We start from the raw sequence: 16472 nt of genomic DNA on the forward strand, positions 1-16472 counted from the left end.
GCTCCGGGCCGCGGACCCGATTCCGTCACCGCTGCGGACCGCGGCCGGCGGGCAGGCGTCAGGGGCGGCGGTCCGGATCGATCCGCTCGAACACCTCGGTTGGTGCGTCGTCGTCACGCCACTCCCGATCCGGGGCCGCGGACGCTGGGACCGGTGCCTGCCTGTCGTCCGGCTTTCCCGGCGCCGCAGACTTGCGCTGGTCCCGGCGTACCAGTAGCCGCCCGAGCATCACCGCCGCCGTCGCGGGGACGAACACCAGAAGCACGGTGAACGCCGCGCCCGAGGTCAGTTCGAAGAACAGCGACTTGACCCCGACCTGGATCGGGCTGACCGTGTCGATCAGCCACGTCAGCAGGCCGGCGAGGAGACCGGTGACCGCCGCGGCCTTCAGCCACAGCATCGTCAGGTCCGCACCGTCCTCCGACTGCGGGTGCGCCCGCTGATCGCGGATCCCGTCGAGCCCGGCCCACACGATCGCGGCGAGCACGACGACGGCCAACGCCACCATCCGCAGCATCGAGCCTTGCAGCGGCCATTGCACCAGGGCGGCCCCCAGCAGGACCCGTACCAGCACGTGCACGAGGGTCAGGCCGAGCCCGCGAAGCAACCAGGGTTTCATGTTCCTCAGAGTAACGTCTGGATCGGCGGAGATGTGTCCCGCCCCACATTCGTCACCGGCGACGGCGGTCCCGGCGGTCGGCGCGGGAGTACGTTGACCCCATGCCCGCCGATCACTCCGCCCGCCGCGCCGCGCTGCGCCGGTTGCTCGCCGACCGGGACCTCGATGCGCTCCTGGTGACCGACCTGCTCAACATTCGCTACCTCACCGGATTCACCGGTTCGAACGCCGCGCTGCTCGTCACCACCGACGACGTCGACGAGTCCCGCACCGTCGTGTGCACCGACGGCCGCTACCTCACCCAGGTCGCCGCTCAGGTTCCCGATCTGCGGGCCCAGATCGCCCGCGCCAGTGCCGATCACCTGGTCCGTTCCGCGGCGACGCCGGCCCGGTGGGGCTTCGAGAGCCATGTCGTCACCGTCGACACGCACGTCCGCTGGGCGGGGCTGGACAGCCCGCTCACCCTCACCCCCGCGCCCGGGCTGGTCGAGCAGTTGCGCATGGTCAAGGACGAACACGAGGTCGGACTGCTGACGGCGGCGTGCGCCGTCGCCGACCGGGCACTGGCGGACCTCGTCGCCGCCGGCGGTCTGCGCCCGGGCCGCACCGAACGGCAGGTCGGTCGCGATCTCGAAGCCCGCATGCTCGACCACGGGGCCGACGGCATCTCCTTCGAGACGATCGTCGCGACCGGGGCGAACTCGGCCGTGCCGCACCACCGGCCCACCGACGCCGTGCTCGCCGCCGGAGACTTCGTCAAGCTCGATTTCGGTGCACAGGTCGGCGGATACCACTCCGACATGACCCGCACGTACGTCCTCGGGCGGGCCGCCGACTGGCAGCGCGACGTGTACGACCTGGTCGCGCGCGCCCAGGCGGCCGGGCGGGCGGCGCTCGTACCGGGCATCGACCTGGCTGCGGTGGACGCCGCGTCCCGCGACGTGATCGCCGCCGCCGGACACGGTGAGCTGTTCCTGCACGGACTCGGCCACGGCGTCGGTCTGGAGATCCACGAAGCACCCGGAATCGGCCAGGCCGCGACCGGTACACTTGCCTGCGGTGCGGCGGTGACCGTCGAACCGGGCGTGTACTTCTCCGGGCGCGGAGGCGTGCGGATCGAGGACACGCTCGTGGTGCGTGAGCAGGGACCGGAGCTGCTCACACTCACCGACAAGACATTGACCGTCGTATAAGGGCGGTACCTCGACTCTAGGAGACGCGAAACCAAGTGGCCGATACCAGCGATTTCAAGAACGGGCTCGTGCTGAAGATCGACGGTCAGCTGTGGCAGATCATCGAGTTCCAGCACGTCAAGCCCGGCAAGGGGCCGGCGTTCGTCCGCACGAAGATCAAGAACGTGCTCTCCGGCAAGACCGTCGACAAGACCTGGAACGCCGGTGTGAAGGTCGAGACGGCCACCGTCGACCGTCGCGACATGACGTACCTGTACCACGACGGCTCCGATTACGTCTTCATGGACGGCGAGACCTACGACCAGATCTCCATCAGTGAGGAGACCCTGGGCGGCGGCGCCCGGTTCCTCCTCGAGAACATGCAGGTGCAGGTGGCCACCCATGAGGGCACCCCGCTGTTCGTCGAACTGCCGGTCACCGTCGAACTCGAGGTCACCCACACCGATCCCGGCCTGCAGGGCGACCGCTCGACCGGCGGCACCAAGCCCGCGACCCTCGAGACCGGCGCCGAGATCCAGGTGCCCCTGTTCATCAACACCGGCGACAAGCTCAAGGTCGATTCCCGTGACGGCAGCTACCTCGGGCGAGTGAATTCCTGAGTGTCCGGTACGCAGAAGAAACTCGGAGCCCGGCACAAGGCGCGTAAGCGCGCCGTGGATCTGCTGTTCGAGGCCGAGGCCCGCGACATCGATCCGGTCGGTCTCGCCGCCGACCGGGTCGCGCTCGCCGTCACCGACGACCAGGTCGCGCAGGTGCCGCCGTACACGCAGACCGTCGTGCGCGGCGTGTCGGAGCGACTCGACGAGCTCGACCAGGTGATCGCCGAGCACCTGCACGACTGGACGCTCGAGCGGCTGCCCGCCGTGGACCGGGCGATCCTGCGCATCTCGGTATGGGAGCTGTTCCACGCCCCCGACGTGCCGCCGGTGGTGGCCGTCGACGAGGCGGTCGAGCTGGCCAAGCAGCTGTCCACCGACGATTCGCCGGCGTTCGTCAACGGCATCCTCGGCCAGATCGTGGCGCTCGCCGACCAGGTGCGTGCCGCCGCGGCAGCCACCTCCTCGCGCGCCGCCGACGCGGCCGAGCAGCGGGAGCCCGAGCGGCCCTGACGACGCAGCGTGAGCGGGCCCGGCCGGCGACATCCGTCGCCGGCCGGGCCCGCGCGCCGCTTCGGGGACCCCGGCGTGTGTCGGGCCTCACCCCTCATCCGTGCCGGGCGGGCACCGGCCGCTGCTAGGCTGGTGCACCGTCAGGCATCCTTTAACGATCCGTCCAGCGAGGCGGAGAAGGAGGTCGCAGTATGGCCATGTCCGAAGACGGGTCACCGGCATCCCCGCCCGGTCCGGCCCGCGAATTGCTCTCCGCAGCCGACGTCGGCCGCACCGTCGCCCGCATCGCGCACCAGATCATCGAGAAGACCGCGCTCGACGCCCCCGCGGGTGAAGCCCCTCGCGTCGTCCTCGTCGGCATTCCCACCCGCGGCACCACCCTCGCGCACCGGCTCGCCGAACGCATCGCCGAGTTCTCCGGGGTGCGCGTGCCCGTCGGCTCCCTGGACATCACCCTCTACCGCGACGACCTGCGCACCAAGCCGCACCGCCCGCTCGAGCGCACGTCGGTGCCCGAAGGCGGCGTCGAGGACGCCCTCGTCGTCCTCGTCGACGACGTCCTGTTCTCCGGTCGCTCGGTGCGCGCCGCCCTCGACGCCCTGCGCGACCTGGGCCGGCCCCGCGCCGTGCAGCTTGCCGTCCTGGTCGACCGCGGGCACCGCGAACTGCCGCTGCGCGCCGACTACGTCGGCAAGAATGTCCCCACCGCCCGCGCCGAGGACGTGCGGGTCCTGCTCACCGAGCAGGACGACCGCGACGCCGTGGTGATCTCCGGAGGCAAGATTTCGTGAAGCACCTGCTCTCCATCGCGGACCTGACCGAGGAGTCCGCGACCGAGCTTCTCGACGAGGCCGAACGGTTCGAGCAGGCGCTGCTCGGCCGGGAGGTGCGCAAGCTGCCGACCCTGCGCGGCCGCACCGTGATGACGGTGTTCTTCGAGAACTCCACCCGCACCCGGGTCTCGTTCGAGGTCGCCGGCAAGTGGATGAGCGCCGACGTCATCAACGTCAGCGCGTCGAGTTCGTCGGTCGCCAAAGGCGAGTCGCTGCGCGACACCGCGCTGACCCTGCACGCCGCCGGAGCCGATGCCCTGATCGTGCGGCACCCCGCGTCGGGCGCCGCGCACCGGATCGCCGAATGGACCGGCGACGGCAACGGCGGGGGACCGGCGGTGATCAACGCCGGCGACGGCACCCACGAACACCCCACGCAGGCCCTGCTCGACGCGCTCACCCTCCGGCAGCGGCTCGGCTCGATCGCCGGCCGGCGCATCGCGATCGTGGGCGACATCCTGCACAGCCGGGTCGCGCGCTCCAACGCCCTGCTGCTGTCCACGCTCGGTGCCGAGGTGGTGCTCGTCGCGCCGCGCACGTTGCTGCCGGTGGGTGTGGAGACCTGGCCGGTCACCGTCTCGCATTCCCTCGACGCCGAACTGCCCGGCCTCGACGCGGTGCTCATGCTGCGGGTGCAGGCCGAACGCATGAACGGTGGTTTCTTCCCCTCGGCGCGCGAGTATTCGATCGGCTACGGGCTGTCGGAGAAACGGCTGGCGATGCTCGCCGAGCACGCCGTGGTGCTGCACCCCGGCCCGATGCTGCGCGGCATGGAGATCGCCTCGGCGGTCGCCGACGCCCCGCAGACCGCGGTGCTGCAGCAGGTGAGCAACGGCGTGCACGTGCGCATGGCCGTGCTGTTCCGGCTGCTCGTCGGCACGGAGAGCGCGATCGCATGACCGAAGCGTACGCGGACCGGACGTCCGCGCAGAAGACGAAGAACAGTGGGACAGGAGAAGATTCGGTGTCGCCGCAGGTGCTCATCCGCAACGTGCTCGTCTACGGGGAGGGTGCGCCGACCGACGTGCTGCTCGGCGACGAACAGATCCTCGCCCTCGGCACCGACCTCGAGGCGAGCCCCGACGCCGAGGTGATCGACGGCGCGGGACGGATCCTGCTGCCCGGCTTCGTCGACCTGCACACGCATCTGCGCGAGCCCGGCCGTGAGGACACCGAGACCATCGACACCGGATCCGCGGCCGCGGCGCTCGGCGGTTACACCGCGGTGTTCGCGATGGCCAACACCGACCCCGTCGCGGACTCCGTCGTCGTCACCGACCACGTGTGGCGGCGCGGGCAGGAGGTCGGCCTCGTCGACGTGCACCCCGTGGGTGCCGTCACCGTCGGGCTGGCCGGCACGCAACTCGCCGAGATGGGCACCATGGCCGCCGGTGTCGGCCGTGTCCGGATGTTCTCCGACGACGGGCACTGCGTCCACGACCCGCTGATCATGCGGCGGGCGCTGGAGTACTCGAGTTCGCTCGGGGTCCTCATCGCCCAGCACGCCGAGGAACCGCGGCTGACCGCCGGGGCCGTCGCGCACGAGGGCCCCACCGCGGCGCGCCTCGGACTGGCCGGCTGGCCGCGCGCGGCCGAGGAGTCCATCGTCGCGCGCGACGCCCTGCTCGCCCGGGACGCCGGCGCCCGCGTGCACATCTGCCACGCCTCCACCGCCGGGACCGTCGAACTGGTGAAATGGGCCAAGGCGCAAGGGATCCCGATCACCGCCGAGGTCACCCCGCACCATCTGCTGCTGGACGATTCCCGGCTCGAGACCTACGACGGCGTCAACCGGGTCAACCCGCCGCTGCGCGAACGTTCCGACGTCGAGTCGCTGCGCCGCGGACTGGCCGAGGGCGTGCTCGACTGCGTCGCCACCGACCACGCCCCGCACGCCGAGCAGGACAAGTGCTGCGAGTTCTCCCAGGCTCGGCCCGGCATGCTCGGGCTCGAGACGGCCCTGTCGATCGTCGTCGAGACGATGGTCCGTCCCGGGTTGCTGGACTGGCGCGGCGTCGCGAAGGTCATGAGCGAACGGCCCGCCCAGATCGTCGGCCTCGACGACCAGGGGCGCCCGCTCGAGGTGGGGGAGCCCGCCAACGTGGTGCTCGTCGACCCCGACGCCGAATGGACGGTGCGCGGACCGGAACTGGCGTCGGTCGCGCACAACACGCCGTACGAGGCGATGACGCTGCCCGGCAAGGTCGTTGCGACCGTGCTGCGCGGCCGGATCACCGCACTCGACGGCGCGGTCCGGCCCGGCACCGGAAGCGGGGTGCGGTGATGGACCGCCTGTGGCTCACACTCGGCTTCGTCGCCCTGTGGGTGGTGCTGGTCCTGCTGATGTGGAAGGGCTGGCGCGGCCGCGGCCGCCGCCAGGCCGACGCCGTCGGTGCCCTCCCGCCGGTGCCGGCCGAGCTGGGGGAGCAGCTGGTGGCCCCGAGCACCGGCCTGTACGTGGGCAGTACCCTCGCGCCGAGCTGGCAGGACCGGATCGCCGTCGGCGACCTGGGCCACCGCGCGGCCGGCGAGATCAGCCGCTACCGCGCCGGGGTGCTGCTCGAGCGCGACGGCGCCTCGCCGATCTGGATCCCGCAGGACTCCATCCGGGCGGTGCGCACCGAACGCGGCCTCGCGGGAAAGGTGATGACCAAGGACGGGGTGCTGGTGATCCGCTGGCAGCTGCCGTCCGGCACCGAGATCGACACCGGATTCCGCGGCGACGACAAGACCATCTACCCCCAGTGGGTGCAGGAGACGAACGAGAATCACCGGGACAGTGAAAGCTAGGACGACAGCCTGGACGGCTGGTACAGCGACGACGGCACGCGAGATTTCGGCTGATGCGGCGAGCTCCGGTGAGGTCGAGCAGAACGGAGAGAACGCATGAGCGGCAACAACTTCGACACGGACACCGCGATCCTGGTGCTCGAGGACGGTCGCACGTTCCGCGGCACCGTCTTCGGTGCGGTGGGACAGACCCTCGGCGAGGCGGTGTTCAGCACCGGCATGACCGGCTACCAGGAGACCCTCACCGACCCGAGCTACCACCGGCAGATCGTGGTCTCCACGGCCCCGCAGATCGGCAACACCGGGTGGAACGCCGAGGACAACGAGTCCGTCGGCCCCACCGGTGACCCCGCCGCCGCGAGGATCTGGGTCGCCGGCTACGTCGTGCGCGACCCGTCGCGCCGCACCTCGAGCTGGCGCGCGGCCGGATCCCTGCAGGACGAACTCGAGCGGCAGAACATCGTCGGTATCGCCGGGATCGACACCCGCGCCCTGGTGCGGCACCTGCGCACCCGCGGCTCGATGCGGGCGGGCGTCTTCTCCGGCGACGCCCTCGCCGGCGACGCCGAGCTGCTCGACCGGGTCCGGAGCCAGCCGTCGATGCTCGGCGCCGACCTCGCCGGCGAGGTCACCACCACGAGCGGCTACGTCGTCGAGCCCGACGGCGAGGCCCGCTTCACCGTCGCCGCGATCGACCTCGGCATCAAGACCAACACCCCGCGGATGTTCGCCGAGCGCGGCATGCGCGTGCACGTGCTGCCCTCCACCGCGACGCTGCACGACATCCTGGACCTGAAAGCCGACGGAGTCTTCCTCTCGAACGGCCCCGGCGACCCGGCCACCGCGGACGGCGCGGTGCACCTGACCAAGGAAGTCCTCGGGCAGGGACTGCCGCTGTTCGGCATCTGCTTCGGCAACCAGATCCTCGGCCGCGCGCTCGGTCTGGGCACCTACAAGATGAAGTTCGGGCACCGCGGCATCAACATCCCGGTCATCGAACACGAGACCGGGCGGATCGCGATCACCGCCCAGAACCACGGCTTCGCGCTCGAGGGCGAAGCCGGCCAGGAGTTCGACACCCCGTTCGGCCGGGCCGTGATCAGCCACACCTGCGCCAACGACGGCGCCGTCGAGGGCGTGCGCCTGCTCGACGGGTCCGCCTTCTCCGTGCAGTACCACCCCGAGGCGGCGGCCGGCCCGCACGACGCCTCCTACCTGTTCGATCGGTTCACCAGCATGCTCGAGGGAGAGAAGAACTAAATGCCACGCCGTACCGACCTCTCCCACATCCTCGTCATCGGCTCCGGCCCGATCGTCATCGGGCAGGCCTGCGAATTCGACTACTCCGGCACCCAGGCGTGCCGGGTGCTGCGCGAGGAAGGCCTGCGGGTCTCCCTCGTCAACTCCAACCCGGCCACGATCATGACCGACCCGGAGTTCGCCGACTCCACCTACGTCGAGCCCATCACCGCCGAGTTCGTCGAGAAGGTCATCGCCGCCGAGCAGGCCAAGGGCACCCCGATCGACGCGGTGCTCGCAACCCTCGGCGGGCAGACCGCGCTCAACACCGCCGTCGCCCTGCACGAGCAGGGCATCCTCACCAAGTACGACGTCGAACTGATCGGCGCAGACTTCGACGCCATCCAGCGCGGCGAGGACCGGCAGAAGTTCAAGGACATCGTCGCCAAGTGCGGCGGCGAATCCGCGCGCTCGCGGGTCTGCTACACGATGGACGAGGTGCGTGAGACCGTCACCGAACTCGGCTACCCCGTAGTGGTGCGCCCGTCGTTCACCATGGGCGGCCTCGGCTCCGGCATGGCCTACGACGAGGCCGACCTAGAACGCATCGCCGGCGGCGGCCTCGCCGCCTCGCCCACCGCGAACGTGCTCATCGAGGAGTCCATCCTCGGCTGGAAGGAGTACGAGCTCGAGCTCATGCGTGACGGCCGCGACAACGTCGTGATCGTCTGCTCCATCGAGAACGTCGACCCGGTGGGCGTGCACACCGGCGACTCGGTCACCGTCGCCCCCGCCATGACCCTGACCGACCGCGAGTACCAGAAGATGCGCGACCTGTCGATCGCGATCCTGCGCGAGGTCGGTGTCGACACCGGCGGCTGCAACATCCAGTTCGCGATGGACCCGCGCGACGGTCGTCTCGTGGTGATCGAGATGAACCCGCGGGTGTCGCGTTCGTCCGCGCTGGCCTCGAAGGCCACCGGCTACCCGATCGCGAAGATGGCCGCCAAGCTCGCCATCGGCTATACCCTCGACGAGATCGTCAACGACATCACCAAGGAGACGCCGGCCTGCTTCGAGCCGACGCTCGACTACGTCGTCGTCAAGGCGCCGCGCTTCGCGTTCGAGAAGTTCCCCGGCGCCGACGGCACCCTGACCACCACCATGAAGTCGGTCGGTGAGGCCATGTCCATCGGCCGCAACTTCACCGAGGCATTCGGCAAGGTCCTGCGGTCGCTCGAAACCAAGCGTTCCGGGTTCTGGACCGGCCCCGAGGTCGAGGCGGCCGATCTCGGCACCCTGCTCGGGGAGCTCGAGGTCCCGCACGACGGCCGCTTCTACGGCATCGCCAAGGCCTTCGAGCTCGGCGCCACCGTCGAGCAGCTGTTCGACGCCACCAAGATCGACCCGTGGTTCCTCGACCAGATCCAGCAGATCGTCGAGCTGGGGGAGAAGGTGCGCGCCGCCGAGACGTTCGGTGAGCGGGAACTGCGCTTTTCCAAGCACCACGGTTTCTCCGACCGGCAGATCGCGGCGCTGCGCCCCGAGCTCGGCGACGAGGACGCGGTGCGGGCCCTGCGCGAGCAGCTCGGCGTGCACCCGGTGTACAAGACCGTCGACACCTGCGCCGCCGAGTTCGAGGCCAAGACCCCGTACCACTACTCGACGTACGAACTCGACCCGGACGCCGAGACCGAGGTCGCCGAGCAGCGTGAGCGGCCGAAGGTGCTCATCCTCGGCTCGGGCCCCAACCGCATCGGCCAGGGCATCGAGTTCGACTACTCGTGCGTGCACGCCGCCCTGACTCTGTCGCAGGCCGGCTACGAGACCGTCATGGTCAACTGCAACCCCGAGACGGTCTCGACCGACTACGACACCGCCGACCGTCTCTACTTCGAGCCCCTCACCTTCGAGGACGTCTTCGAGGTGTACCGGGCCGAGTCGCAGTCCGGCACCGTCGCCGGGGTCATCGTCCAGCTCGGCGGCCAGACCCCGCTCGGGCTCGCGCGACGGTTGAAGGCCGCCGGGGTGCCGATCGTCGGCACCAGCCCCGAGGCCATCGACCTGGCCGAGGACCGCGGCGAGTTCGGCCGGGTGCTCACCGAGGCGGGTCTGCCCGCCCCGAAGTTCGGCACCGCCACCACCTTCGAGGGCGCCCGCGACATCGCCGCCGGCATCGGCTATCCGGTGCTCGTCCGGCCGTCCTACGTCCTCGGCGGGCGCGGCATGGAGATCGTCTACGACGAGAAGGCGCTCGAGAGCTACATCTCCCGCGCCACCGAGATCTCCGAGGACCGGCCCGTGCTGGTCGACCGCTTCCTCGACGACGCCGTCGAGATCGACGTCGACGCCCTGTGCGACGGCACCGACGTCTACATCGGCGGCATCATGGAGCACATCGAGGAGGCCGGCATCCACTCCGGTGACTCGTCGTGTGCGCTGCCGCCGATCACCCTCGGCCGGTCCGACCTCGAGAACGTGCGCCGCTCCACCGAGGCCCTCGCGCGCGGCATCGGCGTCAAGGGTCTGCTCAACGTGCAGTACGCCCTCAAGGACGACATCCTCTACGTGCTCGAGGCCAACCCGCGCGCCTCCCGCACCGTGCCGTTCGTCTCGAAGGCCACCGCGGTGCAACTCGCCAAGGCCTGCGCGCGGGTCATGATGGGTGAGAGCATCGCCGACCTGCGCGCCGAGGGCATCCTGCCCGCCCACGGCGACGGCGGGCACGCCCCGGTCGACGCTCCGGTCGCGGTGAAGGAGGCGGTGCTGCCGTTCAACCGGTTCCGCCGCGCCGACGGCACCGGCATCGACTCGCTGCTCAGTCCGGAGATGAAGTCCACCGGCGAGGTCATGGGCATCGACGACGACTTCGGCACCGCGTTCGCCAAGAGCCAGACCGCCGCCTACGGGTCGTTGCCCACCTCCGGTTCGGTGTTCGTCTCGGTCGCCAACAAGGACAAGCGGTCGCTGATCTTCCCCGTCAAGCGGCTCGCCGACCTCGGCTTCCGGGTGCTCGCCACCATCGGCACCGCGGAGGTGCTGCGCCGCAACGGTATCCCGTGCGAGCACGTGTACAAGGTGTCGGAGGAGGAACGGCCCGAGGGGGCCCACACCATCGTCGAGAAGATCCGCGCCGGTGAGGTCGACATGGTGATCAACACCCCCTGGGGCAACTCCGGACCGCGCATCGACGGCTACGAGATCCGCACCGCCGCCGTCGCCGCCAACATCCCGTGCATCACGACGGTGCAGGGTGCCTCCGCGGCCGTTCAGGGCATCGAGGCCGCCATCCGCGGCGACATCGGCGTGCGCTCGCTGCAGGAGATGCACGCCGGGATCCGGGAGGACCAGGGCAGTCTCGACGGCGACGCGGTGCCGGCGTCCGGCGGCGTCGGCGGTCTGCGCGACGGACTCGCGGACACGGCGTCGTGACGACGTTCGGGCAGCGGCTGCACGCGGCCCTCGCCGAGCGCGGGCCGCTGTGCGTGGGCATCGACCCGCACCCGGAACTGCTCGCCGCGTGGGGCCTCACGGTCGACGTCGCGGGGCTCGAGCGGTTCGCCGGGACGTGCGTCGACGCCTTCGCCGGGCACGTAGCCCTCGTCAAGCCGCAGGTCGCGTTCTTCGAGGCGTTCGGTGCCGCGGGCATCGCGGTGCTCGAGCGCACCGTGACGGCCCTGCGCGGCGCCGGCACGCTCGTCCTCGCGGACGCCAAACGCGGGGACATCGGCTCGACGATGGACGCCTACGCCCGCACGTGGCTGACCGACGCGTCCCCGCTGGGCTCCGACGCGGTCACCGTCTCGCCGTACCTGGGGTTCGGCGCACTCGAGCCCGCGCTGCGCCTCGCCGTCGACGGGCGCGGGGTGTTCGTCCTCGCCGCCACCTCCAACCCCGAGGGTGCCCAGGTGCAGCAGGCGCGCACCGCCGACGGGCGCAGCGTCGCACAGGTGATGGTCGACGAGGCCGCGGCCCGCAACGCCGGTGCCGACACCCTCGGCTCGGTCGGCGTCGTCGTGGGCGCGACCCTCACCCGCGCGCCGGACCTGAGCGCGCTGCACGGCCCGATCCTGATGCCCGGTGTGGGCGCCCAGGGCGGCACCGCCGAGGACGTGCGCCGGCTGGCGGGCGAACGCCTCGACGCCGTCGTGCCCAACGTCTCCCGCGAGGTGTTGCGGGCCGGCCCGACGGCCGCGGCGCTGCGCCACGCCGTGTCCCGCACCGTGGACTCGTTCGCCTTCCTGCGGGCCTGACGCGGCCCGGACATCCGGCCCGGGCTCCGGGCCGGATGTCCGTTCCGGTGCAGGTGGGAGGCCCCCGACACGCTCGTGCGCGGAAATTTTTCCGGGCCGTTTCCGGCGGCGACGGCCCGCCGTCGGCGCCGGGGCGCGGGGCGGCACCCGCCCCGGCCCGAACAGCCGCCCATAACGCCGCTACCAGCGGCTATGTCGTGATCGTCGAGGTGGTGGGCGGTGCCCGTGCCCCCGGGCCGGACCGGCCCGTGGGTCACGCTGGGGGCGCACTACCGCACGTGTTTTCGAGCCGAAACGCCGGGGGGTGGGTTCGCAATCGTCGTCCGGCGTGAGTACGGTCGCTATCGCCGCTGGTTAACCGGCGGATGAGACTGATTGCCAACGATGAGACGGAGGAACCGTGGCCCTTCCCCAGCTGACCGACGAGCAGCGCGCCGCTGCTCTGGAGAAGGCGGCTGCTGCCCGTCGCGCCCGGGCTGAGCTCAAGGACCGCCTGAAGCGCGGCGGCACCGACCTCAAGCAGGTCCTGGCCGATGCCGAGAACGACGAGATCCTCGGCAAGATGAAGGTGTCCGCCCTGCTCGAGGCCCTGCCGAAGGTCGGCAAGGTCAAGGCGCAGGAGATCATGACCGAACTCGAGATCGCCCCGACGCGCCGCCTGCGCGGTCTGGGTGACCGTCAGCGCAAGGCGCTGCTCGCCAGGTTCGACTTCGACGCCTGAGCGACCGGTGGTAGCTGACGCACACACCGTGTCGGACAGCGGTTCCACGACGCGGAGGGGCCGGCTGGTGGTGCTGGCCGGCCCCTCCGCCGTCGGGAAGTCGACCGTCGTCCGCCGGCTCCGCAGCCGGGTGCCCGACCTGCTGTTCAGCGTGTCGGCCACCACCCGCGCTCCCCGGCCCGGCGAGGTGAACGGGGTGGACTACCACTTCGTCAGCCGCGACGAGTTCGATCGGATGATCGAGTCCGGGGACCTGCTCGAGTGGGCGGAGATCCACGGCGGGCTGCAACGCTCGGGCACCCCCGCCGGTCCCGTGCGGGACGCGCTCGCCTCGGGACGGCCCGTGCTCGTCGAAGTGGATCTGACCGGGGCCCGCTCCGTCCGCGCCGCCATGCCGGAGGCCGTGCTGGCCTTCCTGGCGCCGCCGAGCTGGGATGTGCTGGTCGCCCGCCTCACCGGCCGCGGCACCGAATCGGACGAGGTGGTCCGTCGCCGGCTAGAGACCGCCCGGACCGAACTCGACGCCCGCGAGGAGTTCGACACCGTGATCGTCAACGAGGACGTCGACCGCGCCTGCGACGAATTGGTATCCTTGTTGGTCGGCCCCCGCGACGATCCCTCCGACCGTCCGCAGCCGATCACGACATTCCCCGCCTCGACCCCGAATCCCGAGCCCCACCAGAGCTCCGGAACGACACAGGAGAACACCGAGTGAGCAGCACCCAAGCAGCCGTGTCCGACACCGCCGGCCACGACCTGCCGGCCTACGACACCCCGCTGGGCATCACCAACCCGCCCATCGACGAGCTGCTCGAGCGCACCTCCTCGAAGTACGCCCTGGTGATCTACGCGGCCAAGCGTGCCCGGCAGATCAACGACTACTACAACCAGCTCGGCGACGGCATCCTCGAGTACGTCGGCCCGCTCGTCGAGCCCGGCCTGCAGGAGAAGCCGCTGTCGATCGCGCTGCGGGAGATCCACGCAGACCTGCTCGAGCACGCCGAAGGCGAGTGAGTCAGCGCGCCGCGGGCACCGCGGACCATTCGGAATTCGGGCAGCGCCGCCGCATCGTCGTCGGCGTCGGCGGCGGCATCGCCGCCTACAAGGCCTGCGCGCTGATCCGGGCGTTCACCGAAAGTGGACACCACGTACGGGTCATCCCGACGGATTCGGCGCTCGAGTTCGTCGGCCGGGCCACCTTCGAGGCCTTGTCCGGCAACCCAGTGCACACCGGCGTCTTCGCCGACGTGCCGCAGGTTCCGCACGTGCGGCTCGGGCAGGAGGCCGACCTGGTGGTCGTCGCCCCCGCCACCGCCGACCTGATGGCCCGCGCCGCCCACGGCCGCGCCGACGACCTGCTCACCGCCACACTGCTCACCGCGCGGTGCCCGGTCGTGTTCGCGCCTGCGATGCACACCGAGATGTGGGAGCACCCGGCGACGGTGGACAACGTCGCCACGCTCCGCCGCCGCGGCGCCGTCGTCGTCGAGCCGGCCTCCGGCCGGCTCACCGGGCATGACACCGGCGCCGGCCGGCTCCCCGAGCCCGAGGAGATCTTCGGACTGGCGTCGCTGCTGCTCGAACGACCGGACGCGTTGCCGCGGGATCTGACCGGGCGGCGCATCGTCGTCTCCGCCGGCGGCACCCGCGAACCACTGGACCCGGTGCGGTTCCTCGGCAACCGCAGCTCCGGCAAGCAGGGCTATGCCCTCGCCCGGCTCGCCGCCCAGCGCGGCGCCGACGTCACCCTCGTCGCGGGAGCGGTGGCCGGCCTGGCCGATCCCGCCGCGGTGGAGGTCGTGCGGGTCCAGACCGCCGCCCAGATGCAGGCCGCGGTCACCAAGCACGCCGCCGGTGCGGACGCCGTCGTCATGTCCGCCGCCGTCGCCGACTTCCGGCCCAGCACCTTCGCCACCAGCAAGATCAAGAAGGGTGCGGGCGAGCCGGAGGCGATCGCGCTGACCAAGAACGAGGACATTCTCGCCGGGCTGGTCGCCGCCCGCACCGAGGGCACGCTGCCGGCGAGCACCGTCATCGTCGGCTTCGCCGCCGAGACCGGTGACGCCGAGGGCGACGTCCTCACCCACGCCCGCGCCAAACTGGCCCGCAAGGGCTGCGATCTGCTGGTCGTCAACGCCGTCGGCGAGGGGAAGGCGTTCGAGGTCGACCACAACGACGGGTGGCTGCTGGCGGCGGACGGTTCCGAGACCGCCCTCGCGCACGGCTCCAAGGCGCTGATGGCCAGCCGCGTCCTCGACGCGCTGGGTCCGCTGCTGGCGCAGAACCGGTCGTGACCTCGGGGGCGGCGCGCCCGTGACCTCGGGGCGGTACGCCCGTGACCCGGGGGGCGGTACGCCCGTGACCCGGGGGGCGGCGCGCCCGTGAGCGAAAGTCTCGCGTCGGCGCGACCGGAACAGTAGCGTCGCCCATATCGTTGACATCAGTTCGTCCGTTCGAGCTAGACACAACCAGTCGAGAGGGAGTTCCGTGAGCAAGACCGGCGGTCGGCTTTTCACCAGTGAGTCCGTGACGGAGGGACACCCGGACAAGATCTGTGACGCGATCAGCGACTCCGTCCTCGACGCGCTGCTCACCGAAGACCCCCGCGCCCGCGTCGCGGTCGAGACCCTGGTGACCACCGGGCAGGTGCACGTGGTCGGGGAGGTCACCACCTCGGCCTACGCGGACATCCCGAAGATTGTGCGGGACCGGGTCCTCGAGATCGGCTACGACTCCTCCTCGAAGGGTTTCGACGGCAACTCCTGCGGGGTCAACATCGCCATCGGTGCGCAGTCCCCGGAGATCGCCGGCGGCGTCGACGTCTCGCACGAGGCCCGCACCGGGGTGCTCACCGACGACGAGGTGGCCCGTCAAGGCGCCGGTGACCAGGGCCTGATGTTCGGCTACGCCTGCTCGGACACCCCGGAACTGATGCCGCTGCCGATCGCGCTGGCGCACCGGCTCTCGCGCCGGCTCACCGAGGTCCGCAAGACCGGGGTGCTGCCGTACTTGCGGCCGGACGGCAAGACCCAGGTCACCATCGAGTACGACGGCGACCGCCCGGTCCGGTTGGACACGGTGGTGATCTCCACCCAGCACGCGGCGGACATCGACCTGAACAACCTGCTCACCCCGGATCTGCGCACCCACGTCGTCGAGGCGGTACTGGCGGACCCGAGCCTGGCAGGCCTCGACACCACCGGCCTGCGGTTGCTGGTGAACCCGTCCGGGTCGTTCGTCCTCGGCGGTCCGATGGGGGATGCAGGCCTGACCGGCCGCAAGATCATCGTCGACACCTACGGCGGCATGGCCCGGCACGGCGGTGGCGCGTTCTCGGGCAAGGACCCGTCGAAGGTGGACCGCTCGGCCGCGTACGCGATGCGCTGGGTCGCCAAGACCGCCGTGGCGGCGGGGCTGGCCGGCCGGCTCGAGGTACAGGTGGCCTACGCCATCGGCAAGGCCGCCCCGGTGGGGCTGTTCGTCGAGACGTTCGGCACCGAGAAGACCGACCCGGCGCGGATCCAGCAGGCGATCACCGAGGTGTTCGACCTGCGACCGGGTGCGATCATCCGGGACCTGGACCTGCTGCGGCCGATCTACGCGCAGACCGCCGCGTACGGGCACTTCGGCCGCACCGACATCGACCTGCCGTGGGAGAACACCGACCGGGCCGAGAAGCTGCGCGCCGCCGCCGGTCTGTAACCCGGACCCTCGA

General features: G+C 71.1%; 16 protein-coding genes. 15 read left to right on the forward strand and 1 reads right to left on the reverse strand.

Features of this window, described 5'->3' with window-relative positions; translation table 11 throughout:
* Positions 1-58: 58 nt before the first annotated feature.
* Entirely contained in the window at positions 59-619 is a 561-nt protein-coding gene (locus QYS60_RS11440) for a B-4DMT family transporter (RefSeq protein WP_054372761.1), read from the reverse strand.
* A 101-nt stretch (positions 620-720) separates the two neighbouring features.
* Between QYS60_RS11440 and QYS60_RS11445 the strand changes: the two genes are divergently transcribed.
* From QYS60_RS11445 to metK, 15 genes are all read left to right on the forward strand, one after another.
* A complete protein-coding gene (locus QYS60_RS11445; protein WP_371383212.1) occupies positions 721-1812 on the forward strand; it encodes a M24 family metallopeptidase in 1092 nt (363 codons plus the stop codon).
* A 35-nt stretch (positions 1813-1847) separates the two neighbouring features.
* Positions 1848-2411 (forward strand): elongation factor P, encoded by a 564-nt coding sequence (efp, locus tag QYS60_RS11450; protein ID WP_040271344.1) that lies wholly within the window; start codon positions 1848-1850, stop codon positions 2409-2411.
* Complete coding sequence (nusB, locus tag QYS60_RS11455) at positions 2412-2921, forward strand: transcription antitermination factor NusB (RefSeq protein WP_003935418.1); 510 nt, start codon at positions 2412-2414, stop codon at positions 2919-2921.
* Positions 2922-3112: 191 nt separating this feature from the next.
* Positions 3113-3712, forward strand: a complete 600-nt coding sequence (gene pyrR / locus QYS60_RS11460) for a bifunctional pyr operon transcriptional regulator/uracil phosphoribosyltransferase PyrR (protein WP_010595132.1) — start codon at positions 3113-3115, stop codon at positions 3710-3712.
* Entirely contained in the window at positions 3709-4653 is a 945-nt protein-coding gene (locus QYS60_RS11465) for an aspartate carbamoyltransferase catalytic subunit (protein ID WP_003935416.1), read from the forward strand. Before pyrR ends, QYS60_RS11465 begins: the two co-directional genes overlap by 4 nt.
* Before the next feature lie 65 nt (positions 4654-4718).
* Positions 4719-6038 (forward strand): dihydroorotase, encoded by a 1320-nt coding sequence (locus QYS60_RS11470; RefSeq protein ID WP_371383304.1) that lies wholly within the window; start codon positions 4719-4721, stop codon positions 6036-6038.
* Positions 6038-6544, forward strand: a complete 507-nt coding sequence (locus QYS60_RS11475) for a hypothetical protein (protein WP_003935414.1) — start codon at positions 6038-6040, stop codon at positions 6542-6544. Before QYS60_RS11470 ends, QYS60_RS11475 begins: the two co-directional genes overlap by 1 nt.
* Positions 6545-6640: 96 nt before the next feature.
* On the forward strand, positions 6641-7804 hold the full coding sequence (carA, locus tag QYS60_RS11480) for a glutamine-hydrolyzing carbamoyl-phosphate synthase small subunit (RefSeq protein WP_003935413.1): 1164 nt from the start codon (positions 6641-6643) through the stop codon (positions 7802-7804).
* The gene (gene carB, locus QYS60_RS11485; RefSeq protein ID WP_371383213.1) at positions 7805-11215 is read left to right on the forward strand and encodes a carbamoyl-phosphate synthase large subunit; all 3411 of its coding nucleotides are present in this window, start codon (positions 7805-7807) and stop codon (positions 11213-11215) included.
* Positions 11212-12036 carry an orotidine-5'-phosphate decarboxylase gene (gene pyrF, locus QYS60_RS11490; protein WP_371383214.1) on the forward strand — a complete coding sequence of 275 codons (825 nt, stop codon included), beginning with the start codon at positions 11212-11214 and terminating at the stop codon, positions 12034-12036. Before carB ends, pyrF begins: the two co-directional genes overlap by 4 nt.
* Before the next feature lie 400 nt (positions 12037-12436).
* On the forward strand, positions 12437-12757 hold the full coding sequence (gene mihF, locus QYS60_RS11495) for an integration host factor, actinobacterial type (protein ID WP_003935409.1): 321 nt from the start codon (positions 12437-12439) through the stop codon (positions 12755-12757).
* A gap of 67 nt (positions 12758-12824) precedes the next feature.
* On the forward strand, positions 12825-13472 hold the full coding sequence (gene gmk / locus QYS60_RS11500) for a guanylate kinase (RefSeq protein ID WP_289380749.1): 648 nt from the start codon (positions 12825-12827) through the stop codon (positions 13470-13472).
* The gene (gene rpoZ, locus QYS60_RS11505) at positions 13469-13771 is read left to right on the forward strand and encodes a DNA-directed RNA polymerase subunit omega (protein WP_003935406.1); all 303 of its coding nucleotides are present in this window, start codon (positions 13469-13471) and stop codon (positions 13769-13771) included. Before gmk ends, rpoZ begins: the two co-directional genes overlap by 4 nt.
* Positions 13768-15051, forward strand: a complete 1284-nt coding sequence (gene coaBC / locus QYS60_RS11510) for a bifunctional phosphopantothenoylcysteine decarboxylase/phosphopantothenate--cysteine ligase CoaBC (RefSeq protein ID WP_289380740.1) — start codon at positions 13768-13770, stop codon at positions 15049-15051. The genes rpoZ and coaBC overlap by 4 nt, the downstream gene beginning before the upstream one ends.
* A gap of 193 nt (positions 15052-15244) precedes the next feature.
* Entirely contained in the window at positions 15245-16459 is a 1215-nt protein-coding gene (gene metK / locus QYS60_RS11515) for a methionine adenosyltransferase (RefSeq protein WP_003935404.1), read from the forward strand.
* The last annotated feature ends 13 nt before the right edge of the window (positions 16460-16472 follow it).

Source organism: Rhodococcus sp. GXMU-t2271 (assembly GCF_041414735.1).
GTDB lineage: Bacteria > Actinomycetota > Actinomycetes > Mycobacteriales > Mycobacteriaceae > Rhodococcus > Rhodococcus indonesiensis.